Raw genomic sequence first — 16,338 nt, 5'->3', positions numbered from 1 at the left:
TCAGCCGAGAAGGACGGCAATTGGCTGACCATGACCGAGGCCGCGGCGGCCCTTGGCGTGACCAACCATCGGATACGCTACTTGATCAAGGCAAAGGTGTTGGCTGCCGAACAGGTGGTCCCTGGCGCGCCGTATCAAATCCGGGCCAGCGACCTCGCTTCTGCGGCGGTCCAAGCCGCGATAGCCCGGAAGGGCCGCCCGTGTCGCATTGCTGACGCGGAGACGCTTCCAATGTTTACAGATACTTAGAGAAGGAGTGCACAATGACTCAGGTCTGCCCGCAGGTCGAAAGCCGGAGCCATCTCGACCTTTTCCTGTTGTTTCAAAGCCATGACGCCGAGTACCTGGCCGCGGCCCTTGACGGCATGATCGCCGAGATCCTCGATTTCGATGGTCTCCGGCAGTTTGATCCGTTGCGCGAGTTCGGTCGAGATCAGCACTTGTCTGCCCAGAGATTTGCACAGGGATTCCAGCCGTGCGGTGGTGTTCACCGTATCGCCAAAGAAAGTGATCTTGTGGTGATCGACGCCGATTTCCGCAGTGATGATGAAGCCGCCGTGCAGGGCCGCCCGCAGCCGGGGCGCCTGGCCGAAGTTTTTGCGCCAGGTGGCTGCATTGGCTTCGATATCGTCGAGGATATCGAAGACGCAGCGAACGCAGCGCGCAAATTTGACGCCTCTCTCCAGCGGCCATGTGATGATCGCCGCATCGCCGACATAATCGTCGATCGCACCCTTGTGCCGCCGGACAGGTTCGGCAAAAGCGGCAAACAGGGCTTTCAGATATTCCTGCGCGCGCAGGTCGCCATGCTTTTCGGCAAAGGCTGTCGAATCGGCGAGGTCGATGAACAGGAAGACACGCTCCTCCTTCACCGGCCGCCGGTAACGGCTGATCAGCATGCTGGTGAAGACCTGACGGCCGAGCAGGTCGCGCACACGCAGGATGAACACGATCAATGCGCAGACAGCCAGCGCGTAGAGGAAGACATGGAATGGCATGACGAGAATGTCTGTCAGCGATTCCGGCTCGATAAACCGCAGCGACCACATCAGAAGCGCCGCCGCCGCATAACCAACGCTCATCAGTATCTCGTAGATCACCAATGCCACGAGGATATAGGCGAATGTCGGAAGCCGCTCGATCCGCCTGTAGAGCGGACGGAACAGAATCCGGCGCTCGAAAGCTATCATTGGCACCCCCATGAACACGGCAAAGACCGCGCCGATGATCAGCGGTTCGCCGGGAAAGGCGATCAGGCCATAGATCACCCCGCTCAACGCCATGCCGAGTGTGATCAATAGCCAGTTCTCTGTCGGGGATATTTCTCTCATGAATCAGCTCCGCTCCACCTCGGAGGCTCGACGGCATTGTTTCCCTTGGGGGCTATCGGTCAAGGTATTTCGTGTAACGCTCTGTGGCGGTGTCACGTCCTGTAACATAGGTTTGCCCAGCGGCCTGGTGTCATACCATGGGTCCTCTTGAAATGCCGGGTAAAATGCGCCTGATCCGAAAACCCGGTTTCGAGCGCGATATCGACAAGGCTCCGGCCGCTACCGATCATCCCGCGCGCCTTTTCAAGCCGGCGCATTACCAGATACCGATGCGGGCTGGTACCAAGGCTGGCGCGGAACTGCCGGGCAAGAGAGAATCGGTCGAGGCCGCTGACATCCTCGAGTTCGCCGGAGCCGATCTGCTGGTCCGAATGTGCTTGCAGGTAATCACAGGCGCGCCGGATGGCCGCGTGGTCGTATTTCCGGCTGGACGCGGTACCTGGGTTGTCTGCATGCCGCACCAGTGCGTCGGCGATCCCGGTCAGCACGCCGTCGATCTGCAACCCATCGATCTCGCCGTCGAGGTCCTGCATGACTTCCGAAAGGTTGGCGGCAAAAGCCCGGTCGGCAATTACGGGTGAGGGGACAAAGGGCAGGCCACGGCGGCGTTCTCCCAGAGCCTCGATCAGCATTTCTGGTGGCAGATACATCATCCGGTAGCGCAGGCCTTCTTCCGTCCCGGCGCCGCCGTCATGAACCTCGTCCGGATGCAGCACGATGATATTGCCGGGCTGGCTGTAGCGAACGATGCCGCGATAGCGGAAGGCCTGCACGCCCTGAAGTGTCAGGCCGAGTGCATAGGTGTCGTGGCGATGCGGTTCGAAGGCATTGCCGTGAAAATTGGCTTCGATCCGCTCTATGCCGCTGGAGACGGGGGCGACTTTGATGCTGTCCGTCAAAGCCGGCGCGCACAAACGTTCAAGATCATCGCCGCGGCTACGGGCTATGGAAGCGCCGGGCGCTGCAAGCGTCCTGTTTCCTAAAGTGGAGTTGGCATTCATGTTCGATACCAAATTTGCAATCGTGCTGCGCGAGGATCTGGCCGTCTGGCAAAAGCTGAACGTGACCGCGTTCCTGACCAGCGGCATTGTTGCCGACAAGCCCGGCATTATCGGCGAAGTCTACCGCGATGCCGATGGCAACGTCTACAATCCCTTGAGCATCCAGCCGGTCATCGTGCTGTCCGCCGACGAAAAGACTATCGGCACCATCCATCGCCGGGCGCTGGAACGCGAGGTGAAGACCTCGCTCTATGTCGAGGAGATGTTTTCGACCGGCAACGATGCAGCCAATCGCGAGGTGTTTGCCCGGTTCGGCCCTGACGATGCGAAGGTTGTCGGTATCGCGCTCCACGCCGACAAGAAGATCGCCGACAAGATCACCAAGGGTGCAAAGATGCACCCCTAGTGGAGTGTCTTAAAGCTCGACGGCTTCGATCTTGCGATCGACGAAACGCAGAGCAACTTCGCCGTTGATCAGCTTCAGCGCGGTGTCGCCGAACAGTTCGCGCCGCCAGCCTTTCAAGGCGCCAACATCGGCCTTCGGGCCTTCGGAGGCGATTCGATCGAGATCCTCGCTATTGGCGATGATCTTGGCGGCGACGCCCTGCTTTTCCGCAATCAGCTTCAACAGCACCTTGAGCATTTCGGTGGCGGCCTGGGCGCCTTCGGCTGCCTGGTTCTGGCGCGGCAGCTTCGGCATGTCGGCCTTCGGCAATTCAAGCGCTGCGTTGACCGCTTCGAGGATCGCCGTGCCTGCTGCAGAGCGCTCCCAGCCCTTGGGAATAGTGCGCAGACGGGAAAGCGCATCCACATCCTTTGGCTGCTGCTGGGCGATCTCGTAGAGACCGTCATCCTTGAGGATACGGCCGCGCGGGACGTTGCGGCTGCGTGCCTCACGTTCGCGCCAGGCGGCAACCTTCTGCAGGACGGCCAGTTCGATCGGCTTCTTCAGCCTCATCTTCAAGCGCTGCCAGGCGTCATCCGGGTGGATGTCATATGTTTCCTTGGCTTCGAGGATTGCCATTTCCTCAGTCAGCCACAGCGAGCGGCCTTCGCGCTCAAGCTCGGTCTTCAGGTGCAGGTAGACATCGCGCAGATGGGTGACGTCGGCAAGCGCGTAGTCGAGCTGCTTCTCAGACAAGGGCCGACGGCTCCAGTCGGTGAAGCGCGAGGACTTGTCGATATGGACGTTCTTGATCCGGCTGACCAGCTGATCATAGGAAACGCTATCGCCGAAGCCGCAGACCATGGCAGCAACCTGCGTATCGAAGATCGGATGCGGGATCAGCTTGCCAAGATTATAGATGATTTCGATGTCCTGGCGGGCCGCATGGAACACCTTGACGACGCTGGTATTGGCCATCAGCTCGAAGAACGGCGCAAGGTCGATATCCTTGGCCATCGGATCGACGATGACCGCAATGTCCGGTCCAGCCATCTGGATCAGGCACAGTTGCGGCCAGAAGGTCGTCTCGCGGAGAAATTCCGTATCGATCGTCAGGTATTCCCCGCTGGCCAGCGTTTCGCAGGCTGCGGCAAGTTCGGCGGTTGTCTCGATCATCAAACTTCAATCACTGTGGCGGAAATGCGGCCGTTAAAACTCACCCGATGTATCCCTTCGCGCCCGGTGCCACAACGAAAAAAGCTCAAACGACGCGGAAATATCCCGACATTCCGGTCTTCTGGTGCTCGATGATATGGCAATGGAGCAGCCAGTCGCCGGGATTATCGGCGACGAGACCGAGTTCGGCCTGCTCGTCCGGCAGTAGCAGGATTGTGTCCGTCGGTGGGGGCAGGATGGTTCGTTTGTTCGAACTGAGGATGCGGAAGCTCAGGCCGTGCAGGTGGATCGGGTGCGCATGCGGGGTGCGGTTCCTGACCTGAAGCACATAGCTCTTGCCGAGTTTCAACTCGGAAACCGGCGCTCCGGGATCCGGCGTATCGCCCTGCCACGGCACTTTGTTGATTGCCCAGAATGTGTAGCCAATGGTGCCGCAGATGCTGGGAACCGGCGCATGTTCGGCCGTTGCGGTGAAATCGAGCGGGATGCGCTCGGCCGTTGATAGATCGGCTTCGGCGATCGGATTGACCGCTAGCGGCTTCACATCGCGGATATCGCGCTTCAGCGAGGTGCCGGTCGCACGCAGGGTCGCAACCGTGAAGGGGCTGGAGCCGCGGAAATTGCCGAGCTTGACCTCGGTGCCTTCATCATCCGGCATGCGGACGACGAGTTCGACGCGCTGGCCCGGGCCGAAGTCCAGAAGCTCCAGCGGGTAGGGGGCCTCGACCGGATTGCCGTCGAGTGCCATTACCAAAGCGGGTGCGCCTTCCGCGGCAAGCGAATAGATCCGCGTCACGTCGGTGGCGGCGATCCGGATACGCACGAGGCCGCCTGCCGGTGCGTCGTAGCTCGGTGCCTGCGTCCAGTTGGTGGTGCGGATTGTGCCATAGGTTCCACCACGCGCTGCATCACGCGGCTTGAACGGTGCGATGAAGGCGCCGCCGGTGCCGAGCCTCCAGTCGCGCAGGTTGAGCACGATCTCGGCGTCGAACACCGGATCAGTGGGATCCTCGACGACGATCACGCCGGTGAGCCCATGGCCCATCTGGGTCAGCGTATTGCAATGCGGATGATACCAGAAGGTGCCGGCATCCGGCGGCGTGAAGGCATAGTCAAAACCATCGCCGGGATAGACGTAAGGCTGGGTCATTTCCGGCACGCCGTCCATGGCGTTGACAATGCGCAGGCCATGCCAATGGACCGTCGTCGGTTCGTCCAGCGCATTCACCAGCCGTGCGGCGAAGCGCTCTCCCTTTTTCATGCGGATCACCGGCGGCATGCCGGCCGCGGGCGTCTCGCTGGTCCCGTACGTCATGATCTTCGGAGTGATGCCGTCACTGGCCAGTTTTGCCTCGGTAAACTGGGCCTTGAGCAGCAGCGGTGCCGGGGCTGCAATGCCATTACGGGCTGCAAGCCCACCGCCGATGGCGAAGGAGGCTGCGGCTGCAGCCGATCCTTTCAGAAGTGTGCGGCGGCTGATGATCGGCATGGGCATAATTCCGGAATTGAGATGTCCCCGTTTAAACTTGATGACGATGTTCAGCAATTGGCATTTGCGCGCATCTTGCCGCAGCTGCCGAGCCCTTACTTCTTGTCCTCGGGTCTTGCCGCCAGCTTGTTGAAGAAGGAGGAGGTGCGCAAAAGGTTGCGAAACCGCATCGAGCGTTCGCCGGCAGGCACAGCACCTCGGGCCGTCATGCGCTGCAGGGTGTAGAGCATGAAGGCGGCAAGGACTGCGGCGGTATAGATGAACAGCGCCTGAGGCCCAAAGATATCCAGCATGAAGGAGGCAAACAGCGGTCCGATAATGGCGCCGCACGACCAGAAGAACAGCATGCCGGCCGAGACCAATGCGTGTTGGCCCTCAGCGGCGTGGTCATTGGCATGGGCCGAACAGAGCGAATAGAGCGGCATGGCAAAGGCGCCAAAGATGAAGATGCCGATGAAATTCAGCCATTCGTCGCTGCCAGCGTAGAAGGCGAGAAAAAGCCCGGCGAGCAGCGAGCCGAACGTGGCAAACAGGATAATCAGCCGCCGGTCCAAGCGGTCGGAGTAGAGGCCCAGCGGATATTGCAGCACCACGCCGCCGATGATGCCGACGCTCATGAAGGTGGCAATGGCGGTGATCGACAGGCCGATGCCCTCGGCATAGATGGGGCCAAGCGAGCGGAAGGTGGAATTGGTCAGGCCGACGACAATGCAGCCGATCGTGGCGAGTGGCGAGATATTCCACAGCGCCTTGATATCGAACTTGATTGCCTCTGGCGCGCCGGGGCTGGAGCGGTCGGCAAAGGAGATTGGCACCAGCGACAAGGTCAGCGCAATGGAGACGATGACAAACAGCTGGAAACCATCGATGCCGACGGTCGGGATCAGGTATTGCGCAGCTGTGACCGAACCGAGATCGACCAGCCGGTAGATCGACAGCGTACGGGCGCGGTTAGAATTGTTGACCCGGGCATTCAGCCAGCTTTCGACAGTGGCGAAGAGGCTGGCAAAGCAGATGCCGGCAATCAATCGCATCAGGAACCAGAACCAGGGATCGATCAAAAGCACCATGGCAAGCGAGGCCGCCGACGCAATCGCCGCCATCGCCGAGAATGTCCGGATATGGCCAATCGAGCGCAGGATGCGCGTCACATAGATGCAGCCAATGGCAAAGCCGATATTGTAGCCGGTGCCGACAAGACCGATCAGCGATGTCGAAAAGCCCTCCTGCAAGGCGCGCAACGAAATATAGGTCCCCTGCAGCCCGTTGCCGCCAATCAGGATGCCGGCGGTGATGAGCAGAGGGATGAGGGGGCGAAGCTGCGACATGACAATTCCGGATTTCGCGGCGACTCGATGACGTTTTGAGTGCCAGTTGCCTGTGTAACGCTCCGGCATGTGTGAAGACAGGGCGGACTTTGCCTATTTTTGTCGTTTGAGAGAGATTTTGGCAAATTGAGGAGTTGCGCTTCAAACGCAGGTGATCTGATTGCGGCCGGCCCGCTTTGAACGGTAGAGACCATCATCAGCACGTTTCAGGATATCGGTGCACGTCCTGTCGGCGGGGGAGAATTCGCTGATGCCGCCACTGATCGCAATGGAATGGCCGAGCGTTTCTGCCAGCCCGGCCGAGATGCGCTGGCGCAGGCGATCGGCGGTGATTTGGCCATGGGCAAGCCGCATCGATGGCATCAGGATGACAAACTCGTCACCGCCGATGCGCGCGGCGAAATCGGTGCCGCGCAGGACCTCTCGACACACATTGGCGATCGAGACGAGAACCCTGTCGCCAACAGGGTGACCATACGCGTCGTTGACACGCTTGAAATTATCGACATCGAACATCAGTGCGACGGTGGGCTGATCGTTCTGGTGAAATCGTTCAAAATGAGCGTCGAGAACGTCCATCAGCTTTCGCCGGTTGAAAAGCCCTGTCAGGGCATCCGTTTCGCTCTGCAGGCGCAATTGGGTTTCGATAACGTTCTTTTCGGTGATGTTGCTGGCAACCCAGACCACCGCATCTTCTCCCTCGACTGGAAAATCGAGCGCCTGTATGCGCCCTTCGAACCAGATGGGATGATCAGGCCCTGTATCCTTCAAGCCCTTCACGTCGCTGCCGGAAAGGCTGTATTCAACGATGTGCAGGACACCGGATTCCAGCGCGTACTGGATTTCTCCGGCAAACCATTGTGCCTTGTCGTCAGCCAGAACGTCGAACACGCTCTGACCGACGAGGGAACGGCCATCATGGTAATACCGATGATCGGATCCACCGAACAACGCAGCATAGCGGCCACTACGCGTCAGGATGAAGGCCGGGTCAGGCAGCGCCGACAGGATGAAATAAAGTTGCTCGCGGGAGAAAAGCGTGCCGCTTTCCTTGGGCGTGGCCAGCGCGAGAAGACTTGGCGAGACGGTCATGATTCCTGTTCCCAACGATCATCATCCATTTCATGGCAGGGATTGTGCATCCCTTCTGTAACGTACTGTATCGCTTGTATTGATGCTAAGCTGAAATTCCTTCAAAACACTCAAGAACACCGCTCTCAAGCAAGCGATCGTGACACAGCCGTGACACATCAATGTGAAAACTGGTCATTCACTCCTGCTGTCGATGGTCAGGGCGGGCTGGTTTTTCCCATAACTCCGAATGAGGAGAATGTTATTCAACAGTCCATCGCAGGCGGATGATTGTTCTGGGCGAGCAGCCGGATTGCCGGGCTCAACAGCGATGGTACGGCCGTTGAATCTGTCCCCGGCCTTGACAAATCGGCCTCGTCATGCGCTTTTCCGCCCGATTTTGACGCTGCCGCAGCGCGCTTTTGCGTGGCCGCGCGGCCCCTTGGTTCCAGGATAATATCATGCACCGTTACCGCAGCCACACTTGTGCCGCTCTCCGCAAAACCGATGTCGGACAGACTGTCCGTATCTCCGGCTGGGTCCACCGCGTTCGCGACCATGGCGGCCTGCTGTTCATCGATCTTCGCGATCATTACGGCATGACGCAGATCGTCGTCGATCCCGACTCACCGGCCTTCAAGGCCGCCGAGACGGTACGCGGCGAATGGGTCATCCGCATCGACGGCACTGTGAAGGCGCGCTCGGACGAGACCGTCAACAAGCATATGGCGACCGGCGAGATCGAACTTTACGCCCACGAGATCGAAGTGCTCTCCGCTTCCAAGGAACTGCCGCTGCCGGTTTTCGGCGAGCCGGACTATCCGGAAGACATCCGCCTGAAGTATCGCTTCCTCGATCTGCGCCGCGAAACGCTGCACAAGAACATCGTCAAGCGCAGCCAGATCATTTCCGACATGCGTTCGCGCATGAACTCGGCCGGCTTTGCTGAATATTCGACCCCGATCCTGACGGCATCTTCGCCGGAAGGCGCACGCGACTTCCTCGTGCCGAGCCGTATTCATCCCGGCACGTTCTTTGCGCTGCCGCAGGCACCGCAGCAGTACAAGCAGCTTTTGATGGTGGCCGGTTTCGACCGCTACTTCCAGATCGCCCCGTGCTTCCGCGATGAAGACCCGCGCGCTGACCGTCTGCCGGGCGAATTCTACCAGCTCGACCTCGAAATGAGCTTCGTTACCCAGGAAGACGTCTGGGATACGATGGCGCCGATCATGACCAGCGTGTTCGAGCAGTTTGCCGAAGGCAAGCCGGTCACCAAGGAATGGCCGCGCATCCCCTATGACGAAGCCATCCGCAAATACGGCTCCGACAAGCCGGACCTGCGCAACCCGATCGTCATGGAAAATGTCACCGAACATTTTGCCGGTTCCGGCTTCAAGATATTCGCCGGCATGATCGCCGCCAACCCGAAGGTTGAAGTCTGGGCGATCCCGGCCAAGACCGGTGGCTCGCGCGCCTTCTGCGACCGTATGAATGCCTGGGCACAGTCTACCGGCCAGCCCGGCCTTGGCTACATCTTCTGGAAGGACGAAGACGGCAAGACTGCCGGCTCCGGTCCGCTTGCCAAGAATATCGGCGAAGAGCGCACCGATGCGGTTCGCACCCAGCTCGGCCTCGAAGCTGGCGATGCCTGCTTCTTCGTCGCCGGTGAGCCGTCGAAGTTCTACAAGTTCGCAGGCGAAGCCCGCACCAAGGCAGGCGAGGACCTGAACCTCGTCGACCGCGAGCGCTTCGAGCTGTGCTGGATCATCGACTTCCCGTTCTACGAATGGAGCGAGGAAGACAAGAAGGTCGATTTCGCCCATAACCCCTTCTCGATGCCGCAGGGCGGTCTTGAGGCGCTGCAGACCCAGGATCCGCTGACGATCAAGGCCTATCAGTATGACGCAGTCTGCAACGGCTTCGAAATCGCCTCGGGTTCGATCCGTAACCAGTCGCCGGAACTGATGGTCAAGGCGTTTGAGTTGGTCGGCCTCAGCCAGACCGACGTTGAAGAGCGTTTTGGCGGCATGTACCGCGCCTTCCAGTATGGTGCACCTCCGCACGGTGGCTGCGCCTTCGGTATCGACCGCGTCGTCATGCTTCTGCTCGGAGCTAAAAACCTGCGCGAAATCACGCTGTTCCCGATGAACCAGCAGGCGCAGGACCTGTTGATGAACGCACCGGCTCCGGCCATGCCGAAGCAGCTGCTGGAACTGTCGCTGCGGGTCATCCCGCCGCTGAAGAAAGACTAAATAAACCAGTCCTCTTCCGATTGGATTTGATCAACCCGGCGATCCAGATCGCCGGGTTTTTCGTATCCGCAATTTGCCCGAAAACCACCCACAAAGCGGCGATATTTCGCGCGCAATCGGCCTTAATGCACTCTTAACGATAGTGGTGCCGGCACATTTCCGCCGGTTTCAATGTCTGGGGGTTTGGACATGGCCGATAGTGATTTACGTCCGGAAGACAGTTCCGGCGATAGCCAAGCAATTTTTCAATCCGATAGCACCACGCAGCCAGGATCGTTTCGCACCGTCCTGTCATCACCCGGCGTCAAGTTCATCATGATCGGGTTCATCTCGATGGCGCTGCTGATTCCGACGCTGCTGGTCTGGGGGCTTGTTGAGGAGCGGGGCCGCCGGGCCGAGGAAGTCTCATCCCGTATCGCCAACGGCTGGGGAGGGTCGCAGGTTCTCAACGGCCCCTATGTTGCCGTTCCCTTCGAGGTCAACCGCAACCAGACGGTCGATGGCCGCATTGTCTGGCAGACGGTCACTGAATGGGCGTTGCTGATGCCGGAAACCCTGAGCGTGGATTCGAAGCTTTCGACCGAAGAACGCAAGCTCTCGATCTATACCCTGCCAGTCTACAACGCCAAGATCGCCATCACCGGCAAGTTTGCTTCGGGCATGATCGACGACCTCAAGCAGATCGAGGGCAAGCCCGATCTCGACCGGGCGATGCTGGTAATGAGCATCGCCGATATCACCGGCATCCGCTCCGATGCCGGTGTGAGTATTGACAGCGGGCCGCTCATGCCGTTCGACCCCGGTATGAAGGCGATCTCGACGCTGGCGCTGGGCTCAGTGGAACCATACGGCTCTCCTGCAAGACTGGAATCGGGGGTGAACCGTCCCATCGGCCGGGCGCTTGTCGAAAGCGGGTTCGGCTTCTCGGTGGATCTCTCGCTCAACGGTTCCGGTAGCTTTGCCGTCGCTCCAGCCGGTCAGACGACGCATCTCGCTGTGCAAGCCAACTGGCCGCATCCCGGTTTCGAAGGACTGTTCCTGCCCGAGGAAAAATCGATCGACGGCACGGGGTTTTCGGCGAGGTGGACAATCCCCTATCTCGCTCGCGGTGTCGATCGCGTGGTCTCCGGTTCCGTCCTGCCGTTGTCGAACAGCCTGATGACGGTCAACATGGTCGAACCGGTCAAGTTCTATCAGGTCGTCGCCCGGACACTGAAATATTCGGTCGGCTTCTTCTCGGTGGTTTTCCTCGCGGTCTTCATCCTGGAGATCAAGAGCGCCCGCAAGGTTCACTGGATCCAGTATGTGCTGACCGGACTTGCTCTGGTGGTGTTCTATGTCCTGCTTCTGGCGCTCGCCGAACATACCGGCTTCGAGATTGCCTATTTGCTGGCGTCGCTTGCGACCGCCGGATTGATCTCCAGCTATGTTGGCTCAGTTACAGGCAGTACACGGCGCGGCGCGATCCTCGCCTTCGCGCTGGGGCTTGCCTATGCGGTCATGTACCTGATCCTGCGCGAAGACGAATATGCACTGCTGGCTGGCGCCCTGATCTCCTTCGTCACCATCGCGGCGACGATGTTCTCGACCCGCAATATCGATTGGTCCGGGGTTGGACGGAAACCCGTTCAAGCCTGATCCAGGATTTGAGCGGAAACAGAAAAGGCCCGGCGCGCAAACGCTGGGCCTTTTCAATCTTGAGGTCAGCGAAACGATCAATCGTTTGCTGTGACCTTGACGCCGAGCACGCTCGGGACCGTGTTTGGAGCGCCCATGGCGGCACCGATGATCATCGGGAAGGGAACCGGGCTGGCAGGCTCGGCGGCAATTGTCAGGCTCTTGGGTGCATCTAGATAGCTGTTGACGGCCGTGGAGACCTGGTTCTGCAGTTCCGGAACATTGAGCTGCGCCATCATCAAGGGAACCATGCCCTTCAGCGACTGCGCCAGCTGATCGCCGGACATGCCCTGTTGGGAGCCGATATAATCAAGAACGCGCTTGGTGATCGTCGCATCGTCGAAGCGGATGGAAGCATTGTTGAAAGTCAGCTGCTGGATCAGGCCCATCATCGACAGGCCCATGGCCTGGTTGGCTTCTTCCTTGTTCGGGTTGGCTTCGGCGGCCTTCATGGCTTCCTGGACCGACTTCATGAAGTCCAGCGTGTAGCCGGAAATGTCCAGGGAGAGCGCAAGGCGGCCGACATTGGCGAAGTCAAAGGCATATTCCTCGAGCGAGACATTGCCTGTGGCCAATTCCCAGCTGCCCTTCATCGTCATTTCGCCGGCAAGGTTTTTCAGGCCGAGCTTTTCGATCGCATCCTTCGACTTGGCGTCCTCGACGTCGGAAAGGTCGGCCTTGATGCCGGAGAACGTCGCGTCAAAATCGAAACCGGCGTCGCTTTCCTGCTTCGTCAGGTTGGCTTCCGATTCGTCCATCGAAAATACCTGCTTGCCCTTGGCGGTGACCGTCACCGGGCCGGTGCCTGCGGATTCGTAAAGGACGATATCATTGATCGTGCCGCCTGCCGGATTGCCGGGGATGGAGAGGCCACCGATGGTGATGTCCTTGGCCGTGACAGCAGCTTCGGCTTCCTTGATGTCGACATCCGGCAGCGTGACAGTTTCGGCATAGTAGCCGCCGCCGTCGGTTTCCTCGACGCCCTCGAGCGTCACGTCGCCAATCTTGAAATCCTTGCCGGGAGCAGCCGTGGATTTGACGCTGACGCCCGTGAGCGTCACGGTCGTGCCATCGACGGCAACTTTCTCATAGGCAACGGTCGCGCCGTTGGCTGCATAGGCAGCGTTCAGCTTGGTGACGAGGTCCGCGCCATCGAGCGCGAAGGCCGGAGCGGAAAGGCCGATAAAAGCGGCGCTCGCCAGCATCAGACGGAGATTGCGGGTAGGCATCATGGAGTGGTTCCTCGTTGGAAAGGTCTAAGTAAAGGTCTAATTTCGTGGGCATTTCTAATACGGATTAAGGCCGAAATATATTCGAATTGCTTCGCTGCGTCATGTTTCGTGCCGCTATCCGATTTTGGGACGAAAATTGTTCGTGGAACGCCATTTCATGCATCCTGGAGTACTTTCCAGGCAAGCCAAATGCGAGGTGAACCCGCAACCTTGTAAACAATTCTCACAATTCAGGCGTGTTTTTAGGTGCGCGGTGCAAGTGTTGATTCGGTGGATGCTGCAGTTGCCGCCCTATTTGGTGTCAGACGGAGAGCTTGCGAGCTTTTAACCTGAGGCCACGCATCGACGGCGTCACGCGGGGGTTCTCCACAGCGCAATGCCCTGCAATCCTTGCCGTTCAGGGTTTGTTGCGGTAGCAAGAATTCATGGGACAAAGCCTTTTGCCGCCGTCGGGCGGAGACGATCACATTCTGCCGGTTGACCTCAAGGCGGCGCTGGAAGAGCGCTATCTTGCCTATGCGCTGTCGACCATCATGCACCGGGCTCTGCCCGATGTGCGCGACGGCCTGAAGCCGGTGCACCGCCGCATCATTCATGCGATGAGCGAAATGGGGATACGCTCCAATTCGTCGTTCAAGAAATGCGCCCGTATTGTCGGTGACGTTATCGGTAAGTTCCACCCGCATGGCGACCAGTCGGTCTATGATGCGTTGGTACGCCTGGCGCAGGATTTCTCGCAGCGTTATCCGATTGTCGATGGCCAGGGTAACTTCGGCAATATCGACGGCGACAGTGCTGCCGCATACCGGTACACCGAAGCCCGTATGACCGATGTGGCGAGCCTTCTGCTTGAAGGCATCGAACAGGACGCGGTGGATTTTCGTCCGACCTACAATGAGGAAGATCAGGAGCCGGTCGTCATGCCCGGCGCCTTCCCAAATCTTCTGGCCAACGGTGCCTCCGGTATCGCCGTGGGCATGGCGACCTCGATCCCGCCGCACAACGCGCACGAACTCTGCGACGCGGCGCTGCACCTGATCAAGAATCCGGCCGCGACGATCGAAGAGCTGATGCTCGATCCGAACAATCCGGAGCGGGGCGGCATCGAAGGGCCGGACCTCCCGACCGGAGGTATCATCATCGATAGCCGCGAGAGCATCATCGAGGCCTACAAGACCGGCCGCGGCGGTTTTCGCGTCCGCGCCAAATGGGAAGTCGAGGATACCGGCCGTGGCGGGTACCAGATCATCATCACCGAAATTCCCTTCCAGGTGCAGAAGTCGCGGCTGATCGAAAAGATCGCCGAACTGCTGATTGCCCGCAAGCTGCCGCTCCTGGAAGACGTGCGCGACGAATCGGCCGAAGATGTCCGCCTCGTGCTGGTGCCGAAGAGCCGTTCGGTCGATCCGACCATCCTGATGGAATCGCTGTTCAAGCTGTCGGAACTGGAAAACCGCATTCCGCTCAACATGAACGTGCTGTCCATGGGCCGCGTTCCCAAGGTGATGGCGTTGAACGAGGTCCTGCTGGAATGGCTGGACCATCGCCGTGAAGTGCTGCAGCGCCGCTCGCGCTTCCGGCTGGCTGCAATCGACCGCCGTCTTGAAATCCTCGGCGGGTACCTCATCGCATATCTCAATCTGGATGAAGTCATCCGGATCATCCGCGAGGAAGACGAGCCCAAGCCCGCCTTGATGGAGCGTTTCACGCTCACTGACCTGCAGGCCGAATCGATCCTCAACATGCGCCTGCGTTCTCTGCGCAAGCTGGAAGAGTTCGAGATCCGCACCGAATTCGACGCCCTGTCGAAGGAGAAGGCGGAAATCGAGACACTTTTGGCGTCCGACGAGAAACAGTGGCAGACCGTTGCCTGGGAAATCGGCGAGGTGAAGAAGAAGTTCGCCAAGGCCACCGAGATCGGCCGCCGCCGCACAATGTTCTCCAATGCGCCTGAAGCCGATCTGGAAGCGATCCAGCAGGCGATGATCGAGAAGGAGCCGATCACCGTCGTCATCTCTGAAAAGGGCTGGATACGCGCGCTGAAGGGCCATATTTCCGATGTCTCGACGTTGCAGTTCAAGGAAGGCGACGGCCTGAAGCTGTCGTTCCCGGCCTCGACCACCGACCGTATCCTCGTCGTCACCACTGGCGGCAAGGCCTATACGCTGGGCGGCGACAAGCTGCCGGGCGGACGAGGCCATGGCGAACCTTTGCGCATCATCGTCGACATGGAAAACGACCAGGACGTGCTGACCGCGTTCGTCCACGATCCCGCCCGCAAGTTGCTGATTTCGTCGGCTGCCGGCAACGGCTTCGTGGTGCTGGAGGGGGATATGGCTGCCAACACCCGCAAGGGCAAGCAGATCATGAACGTCGCCATGCCAGACGAGGCCAAGCTGGTCATTCCGGTCAAGGGTGATCATGTCGCCATCGTCGGCGAAAACCGCAAGATGCTGGTCTTCCCGCTGGTGCAGATTCCGGAAATGGGCCGCGGCAAGGGCGTGCGCCTGCAGCGCTACAAGGACGGCGGTATATCCGATATGCGCTGCTTCACCATTGCAGACGGCCTCACATGGGCGGACAGCGCCGGCCGCAGCTTCACCAAGAGCAAAGACGAATTGGCTGAATGGCTCGCCGATCGGGCCACGGCGGGCAGGGTGGTGCCGAAGGGCTTCCCGAGGAGCGGCAAGTTTACGGGGTGATGAACGGGTAGCCGTTGCAATTGGTGAAATTTTACAGCCGTCACAAATCAAACGGCACGGTGTAATCTCGCAGGAATTGTGCCGTGCCCGCCTCGTCAATCTCTCCGGCAGCGACGGATAATACAAACGCTATCACGTCTGCTTGCTCAGCTTCTATAAGCAGGCCATTGATCAGCAGGAAGGTAAACGCTGCGAGCCAGCCCGTCCTCTTGTTGCCATCGGAAAATCCATGGTTCCGGACTATGCCATAAAGGTAAGCGGCGGCGAAGACATGTATATCATCCTCGCCGTATGCTGCTTTATTAAGTGGGCGAGCCAAAGCAGATTCGAGTGCGTTAGCATCCTTCAGACCCGGTAAGCCGCCGTGTTCCAGTATCTGTTCGTGATGTATGATCTGGATGGCCTCGCGTGACAGCCATTTTATGGAACTCATTTCGCCAATTCACGTAGCGCGACATGGTATTTTTTCATACCAATCCTGGCCGCTCGCAACTGTTCTGCGAGGTCGTCTTTCTGCGGTGCAAGCTCCAGAGTGCTCCCGGTTTCCTTCAGCTGAAACTCATCGCCGGCCTTCAACCCAAGGCGATCAAGGACTTCCTTGGGAATGATAATGCCCTCAGAGTTGCCAATCTTACGAATGGTGAGGTTCATGAGAAATCTCCGATGTTATAATTGAGTTATAACATCGGGTGAT

At 59.2% G+C, this 16,338-nt stretch carries 13 protein-coding genes and 1 pseudogene; 5 read left to right on the top strand and 9 right to left on the bottom strand.

The genetic code is table 11. The features are described 5' to 3' along the window. Nucleotides 1–249: pseudogene (locus tag R6X40_RS27670) on the top strand (serine recombinase); the annotation flags it as partial. Here the strand turns inward: R6X40_RS27670 and R6X40_RS27665 are convergent. Together R6X40_RS27665 and R6X40_RS27660 are read right to left on the bottom strand one after the other, a co-directional pair. After that, nucleotides 246–1,331, bottom strand: coding sequence for an adenylate/guanylate cyclase domain-containing protein (locus R6X40_RS27665; RefSeq protein WP_318417927.1), 1,086 nt, complete (start codon nt 1,329–1,331; stop codon nt 246–248). The pseudogene R6X40_RS27670 and the gene R6X40_RS27665 sit on opposite strands and share 4 nt — an antisense overlap. 92 nt (nt 1,332–1,423) lie before the next feature. Next, nucleotides 1,424–2,332, bottom strand: a complete 909-nt coding sequence (locus R6X40_RS27660) for an AraC family transcriptional regulator (RefSeq protein ID WP_318417925.1) — start codon at nt 2,330–2,332, stop codon at nt 1,424–1,426. Here R6X40_RS27660 and R6X40_RS27655 point away from each other — a divergent pair. Beyond that, complete coding sequence (locus R6X40_RS27655) at nt 2,331–2,738, top strand: DUF2000 family protein (protein WP_318417923.1); 408 nt, start codon at nt 2,331–2,333, stop codon at nt 2,736–2,738. The genes R6X40_RS27660 and R6X40_RS27655 overlap by 2 nt on opposite strands. Nucleotides 2,739–2,747: 9 nt before the next feature. Here R6X40_RS27655 and rnd read toward each other — a convergent pair whose 3' ends face one another. The 4 genes from rnd to R6X40_RS27635 form a co-directional block, all read right to left on the bottom strand. Beyond that, a complete protein-coding gene (gene rnd, locus R6X40_RS27650) occupies nt 2,748–3,893 on the bottom strand; it encodes a ribonuclease D (protein WP_318417922.1) in 1,146 nt (381 codons plus the stop codon). Between the two features lie 85 nt (nt 3,894–3,978). Continuing rightward, nucleotides 3,979–5,382: a multicopper oxidase family protein gene (locus R6X40_RS27645; protein WP_318417921.1), complete on the bottom strand. Its 1,404-nt coding sequence runs from the start codon at nt 5,380–5,382 to the stop codon at nt 3,979–3,981. A 95-nt stretch (nt 5,383–5,477) separates the two neighbouring features. Then, the gene (locus R6X40_RS27640) at nt 5,478–6,710 is read right to left on the bottom strand and encodes an MFS transporter (RefSeq protein ID WP_318417919.1); all 1,233 of its coding nucleotides are present in this window, start codon (nt 6,708–6,710) and stop codon (nt 5,478–5,480) included. Nucleotides 6,711–6,851: 141 nt separating this feature from the next. Next, nucleotides 6,852–7,802 (bottom strand): diguanylate cyclase, encoded by a 951-nt coding sequence (locus R6X40_RS27635; RefSeq protein ID WP_318417917.1) that lies wholly within the window; start codon nt 7,800–7,802, stop codon nt 6,852–6,854. A gap of 440 nt (nt 7,803–8,242) precedes the next feature. Between R6X40_RS27635 and aspS the strand changes: the two genes are divergently transcribed. Further along, nucleotides 8,243–10,033 carry an aspartate--tRNA ligase gene (aspS, locus tag R6X40_RS27630; RefSeq protein ID WP_318417915.1) on the top strand — a complete coding sequence of 597 codons (1,791 nt, stop codon included), beginning with the start codon at nt 8,243–8,245 and terminating at the stop codon, nt 10,031–10,033. Between the two features lie 189 nt (nt 10,034–10,222). Next, entirely contained in the window at nt 10,223–11,671 is a 1,449-nt protein-coding gene (gene creD / locus R6X40_RS27625; RefSeq protein WP_318417914.1) for a cell envelope integrity protein CreD, read from the top strand. A 77-nt stretch (nt 11,672–11,748) separates the two neighbouring features. On the opposite strand, the gene R6X40_RS27620 is transcribed toward creD, so the two are convergent. Continuing rightward, nucleotides 11,749–12,942: a hypothetical protein gene (locus tag R6X40_RS27620; RefSeq protein ID WP_318417912.1), complete on the bottom strand. Its 1,194-nt coding sequence runs from the start codon at nt 12,940–12,942 to the stop codon at nt 11,749–11,751. Nucleotides 12,943–13,367: 425 nt separating this feature from the next. On the opposite strand from R6X40_RS27620, the gene parC reads away from it, so the two are divergent. Continuing rightward, nucleotides 13,368–15,644 carry a DNA topoisomerase IV subunit A gene (gene parC / locus R6X40_RS27615; RefSeq protein ID WP_318417911.1) on the top strand — a complete coding sequence of 759 codons (2,277 nt, stop codon included), beginning with the start codon at nt 13,368–13,370 and terminating at the stop codon, nt 15,642–15,644. A 40-nt stretch (nt 15,645–15,684) separates the two neighbouring features. On the opposite strand, the gene R6X40_RS27610 is transcribed toward parC, so the two are convergent. Further along, nucleotides 15,685–16,077 (bottom strand): type II toxin-antitoxin system death-on-curing family toxin, encoded by a 393-nt coding sequence (locus tag R6X40_RS27610; RefSeq protein WP_318417909.1) that lies wholly within the window; start codon nt 16,075–16,077, stop codon nt 15,685–15,687. Beyond that, nucleotides 16,074–16,295: an AbrB/MazE/SpoVT family DNA-binding domain-containing protein gene (locus tag R6X40_RS27605; RefSeq protein WP_318417908.1), complete on the bottom strand. Its 222-nt coding sequence runs from the start codon at nt 16,293–16,295 to the stop codon at nt 16,074–16,076. The genes R6X40_RS27610 and R6X40_RS27605 overlap by 4 nt, the downstream gene beginning before the upstream one ends. Between the last annotated feature and the right edge of the window lie 43 nt (nt 16,296–16,338).

It is taken from the genome of Rhizobium sp. PL01 (assembly GCF_033447125.1).
Taxonomy (GTDB): domain Bacteria; phylum Pseudomonadota; class Alphaproteobacteria; order Rhizobiales; family Rhizobiaceae; genus Pararhizobium.
The sequence above is the reverse complement of the archived record's forward strand: the minus strand, read 5'-3'. Positions and strand labels throughout refer to the sequence as shown.

What these genes read in the sequence shown, in the direction of transcription:
- R6X40_RS27665 (WP_318417927.1), bottom strand. Translation starts at nt 1,331, where the DNA reads ATGAGAGAAATATCCCCGACAGAGAACTGGCTATTGATCACACTCGGC.
- R6X40_RS27655 (WP_318417923.1), top strand. Translation starts at nt 2,331, where the DNA reads ATGTTCGATACCAAATTTGCAATCGTGCTGCGCGAGGATCTGGCCGTC.
- R6X40_RS27660 (WP_318417925.1), bottom strand. Translation starts at nt 2,332, where the DNA reads ATGAATGCCAACTCCACTTTAGGAAACAGGACGCTTGCAGCGCCCGGC.
- rnd (WP_318417922.1), bottom strand. Translation starts at nt 3,893, where the DNA reads ATGATCGAGACAACCGCCGAACTTGCCGCAGCCTGCGAAACGCTGGCC.
- R6X40_RS27645 (WP_318417921.1), bottom strand. Translation starts at nt 5,382, where the DNA reads ATGCCGATCATCAGCCGCCGCACACTTCTGAAAGGATCGGCTGCAGCC.
- R6X40_RS27640 (WP_318417919.1), bottom strand. Translation starts at nt 6,710, where the DNA reads ATGTCGCAGCTTCGCCCCCTCATCCCTCTGCTCATCACCGCCGGCATC.
- R6X40_RS27635 (WP_318417917.1), bottom strand. Translation starts at nt 7,802, where the DNA reads ATGACCGTCTCGCCAAGTCTTCTCGCGCTGGCCACGCCCAAGGAAAGC.
- aspS (WP_318417915.1), top strand. Translation starts at nt 8,243, where the DNA reads ATGCACCGTTACCGCAGCCACACTTGTGCCGCTCTCCGCAAAACCGAT.
- creD (WP_318417914.1), top strand. Translation starts at nt 10,223, where the DNA reads ATGGCCGATAGTGATTTACGTCCGGAAGACAGTTCCGGCGATAGCCAA.
- R6X40_RS27620 (WP_318417912.1), bottom strand. Translation starts at nt 12,942, where the DNA reads ATGATGCCTACCCGCAATCTCCGTCTGATGCTGGCGAGCGCCGCTTTT.
- parC (WP_318417911.1), top strand. Translation starts at nt 13,368, where the DNA reads ATGGGACAAAGCCTTTTGCCGCCGTCGGGCGGAGACGATCACATTCTG.
- R6X40_RS27610 (WP_318417909.1), bottom strand. Translation starts at nt 16,077, where the DNA reads ATGAGTTCCATAAAATGGCTGTCACGCGAGGCCATCCAGATCATACAT.
- R6X40_RS27605 (WP_318417908.1), bottom strand. Translation starts at nt 16,295, where the DNA reads ATGAACCTCACCATTCGTAAGATTGGCAACTCTGAGGGCATTATCATT.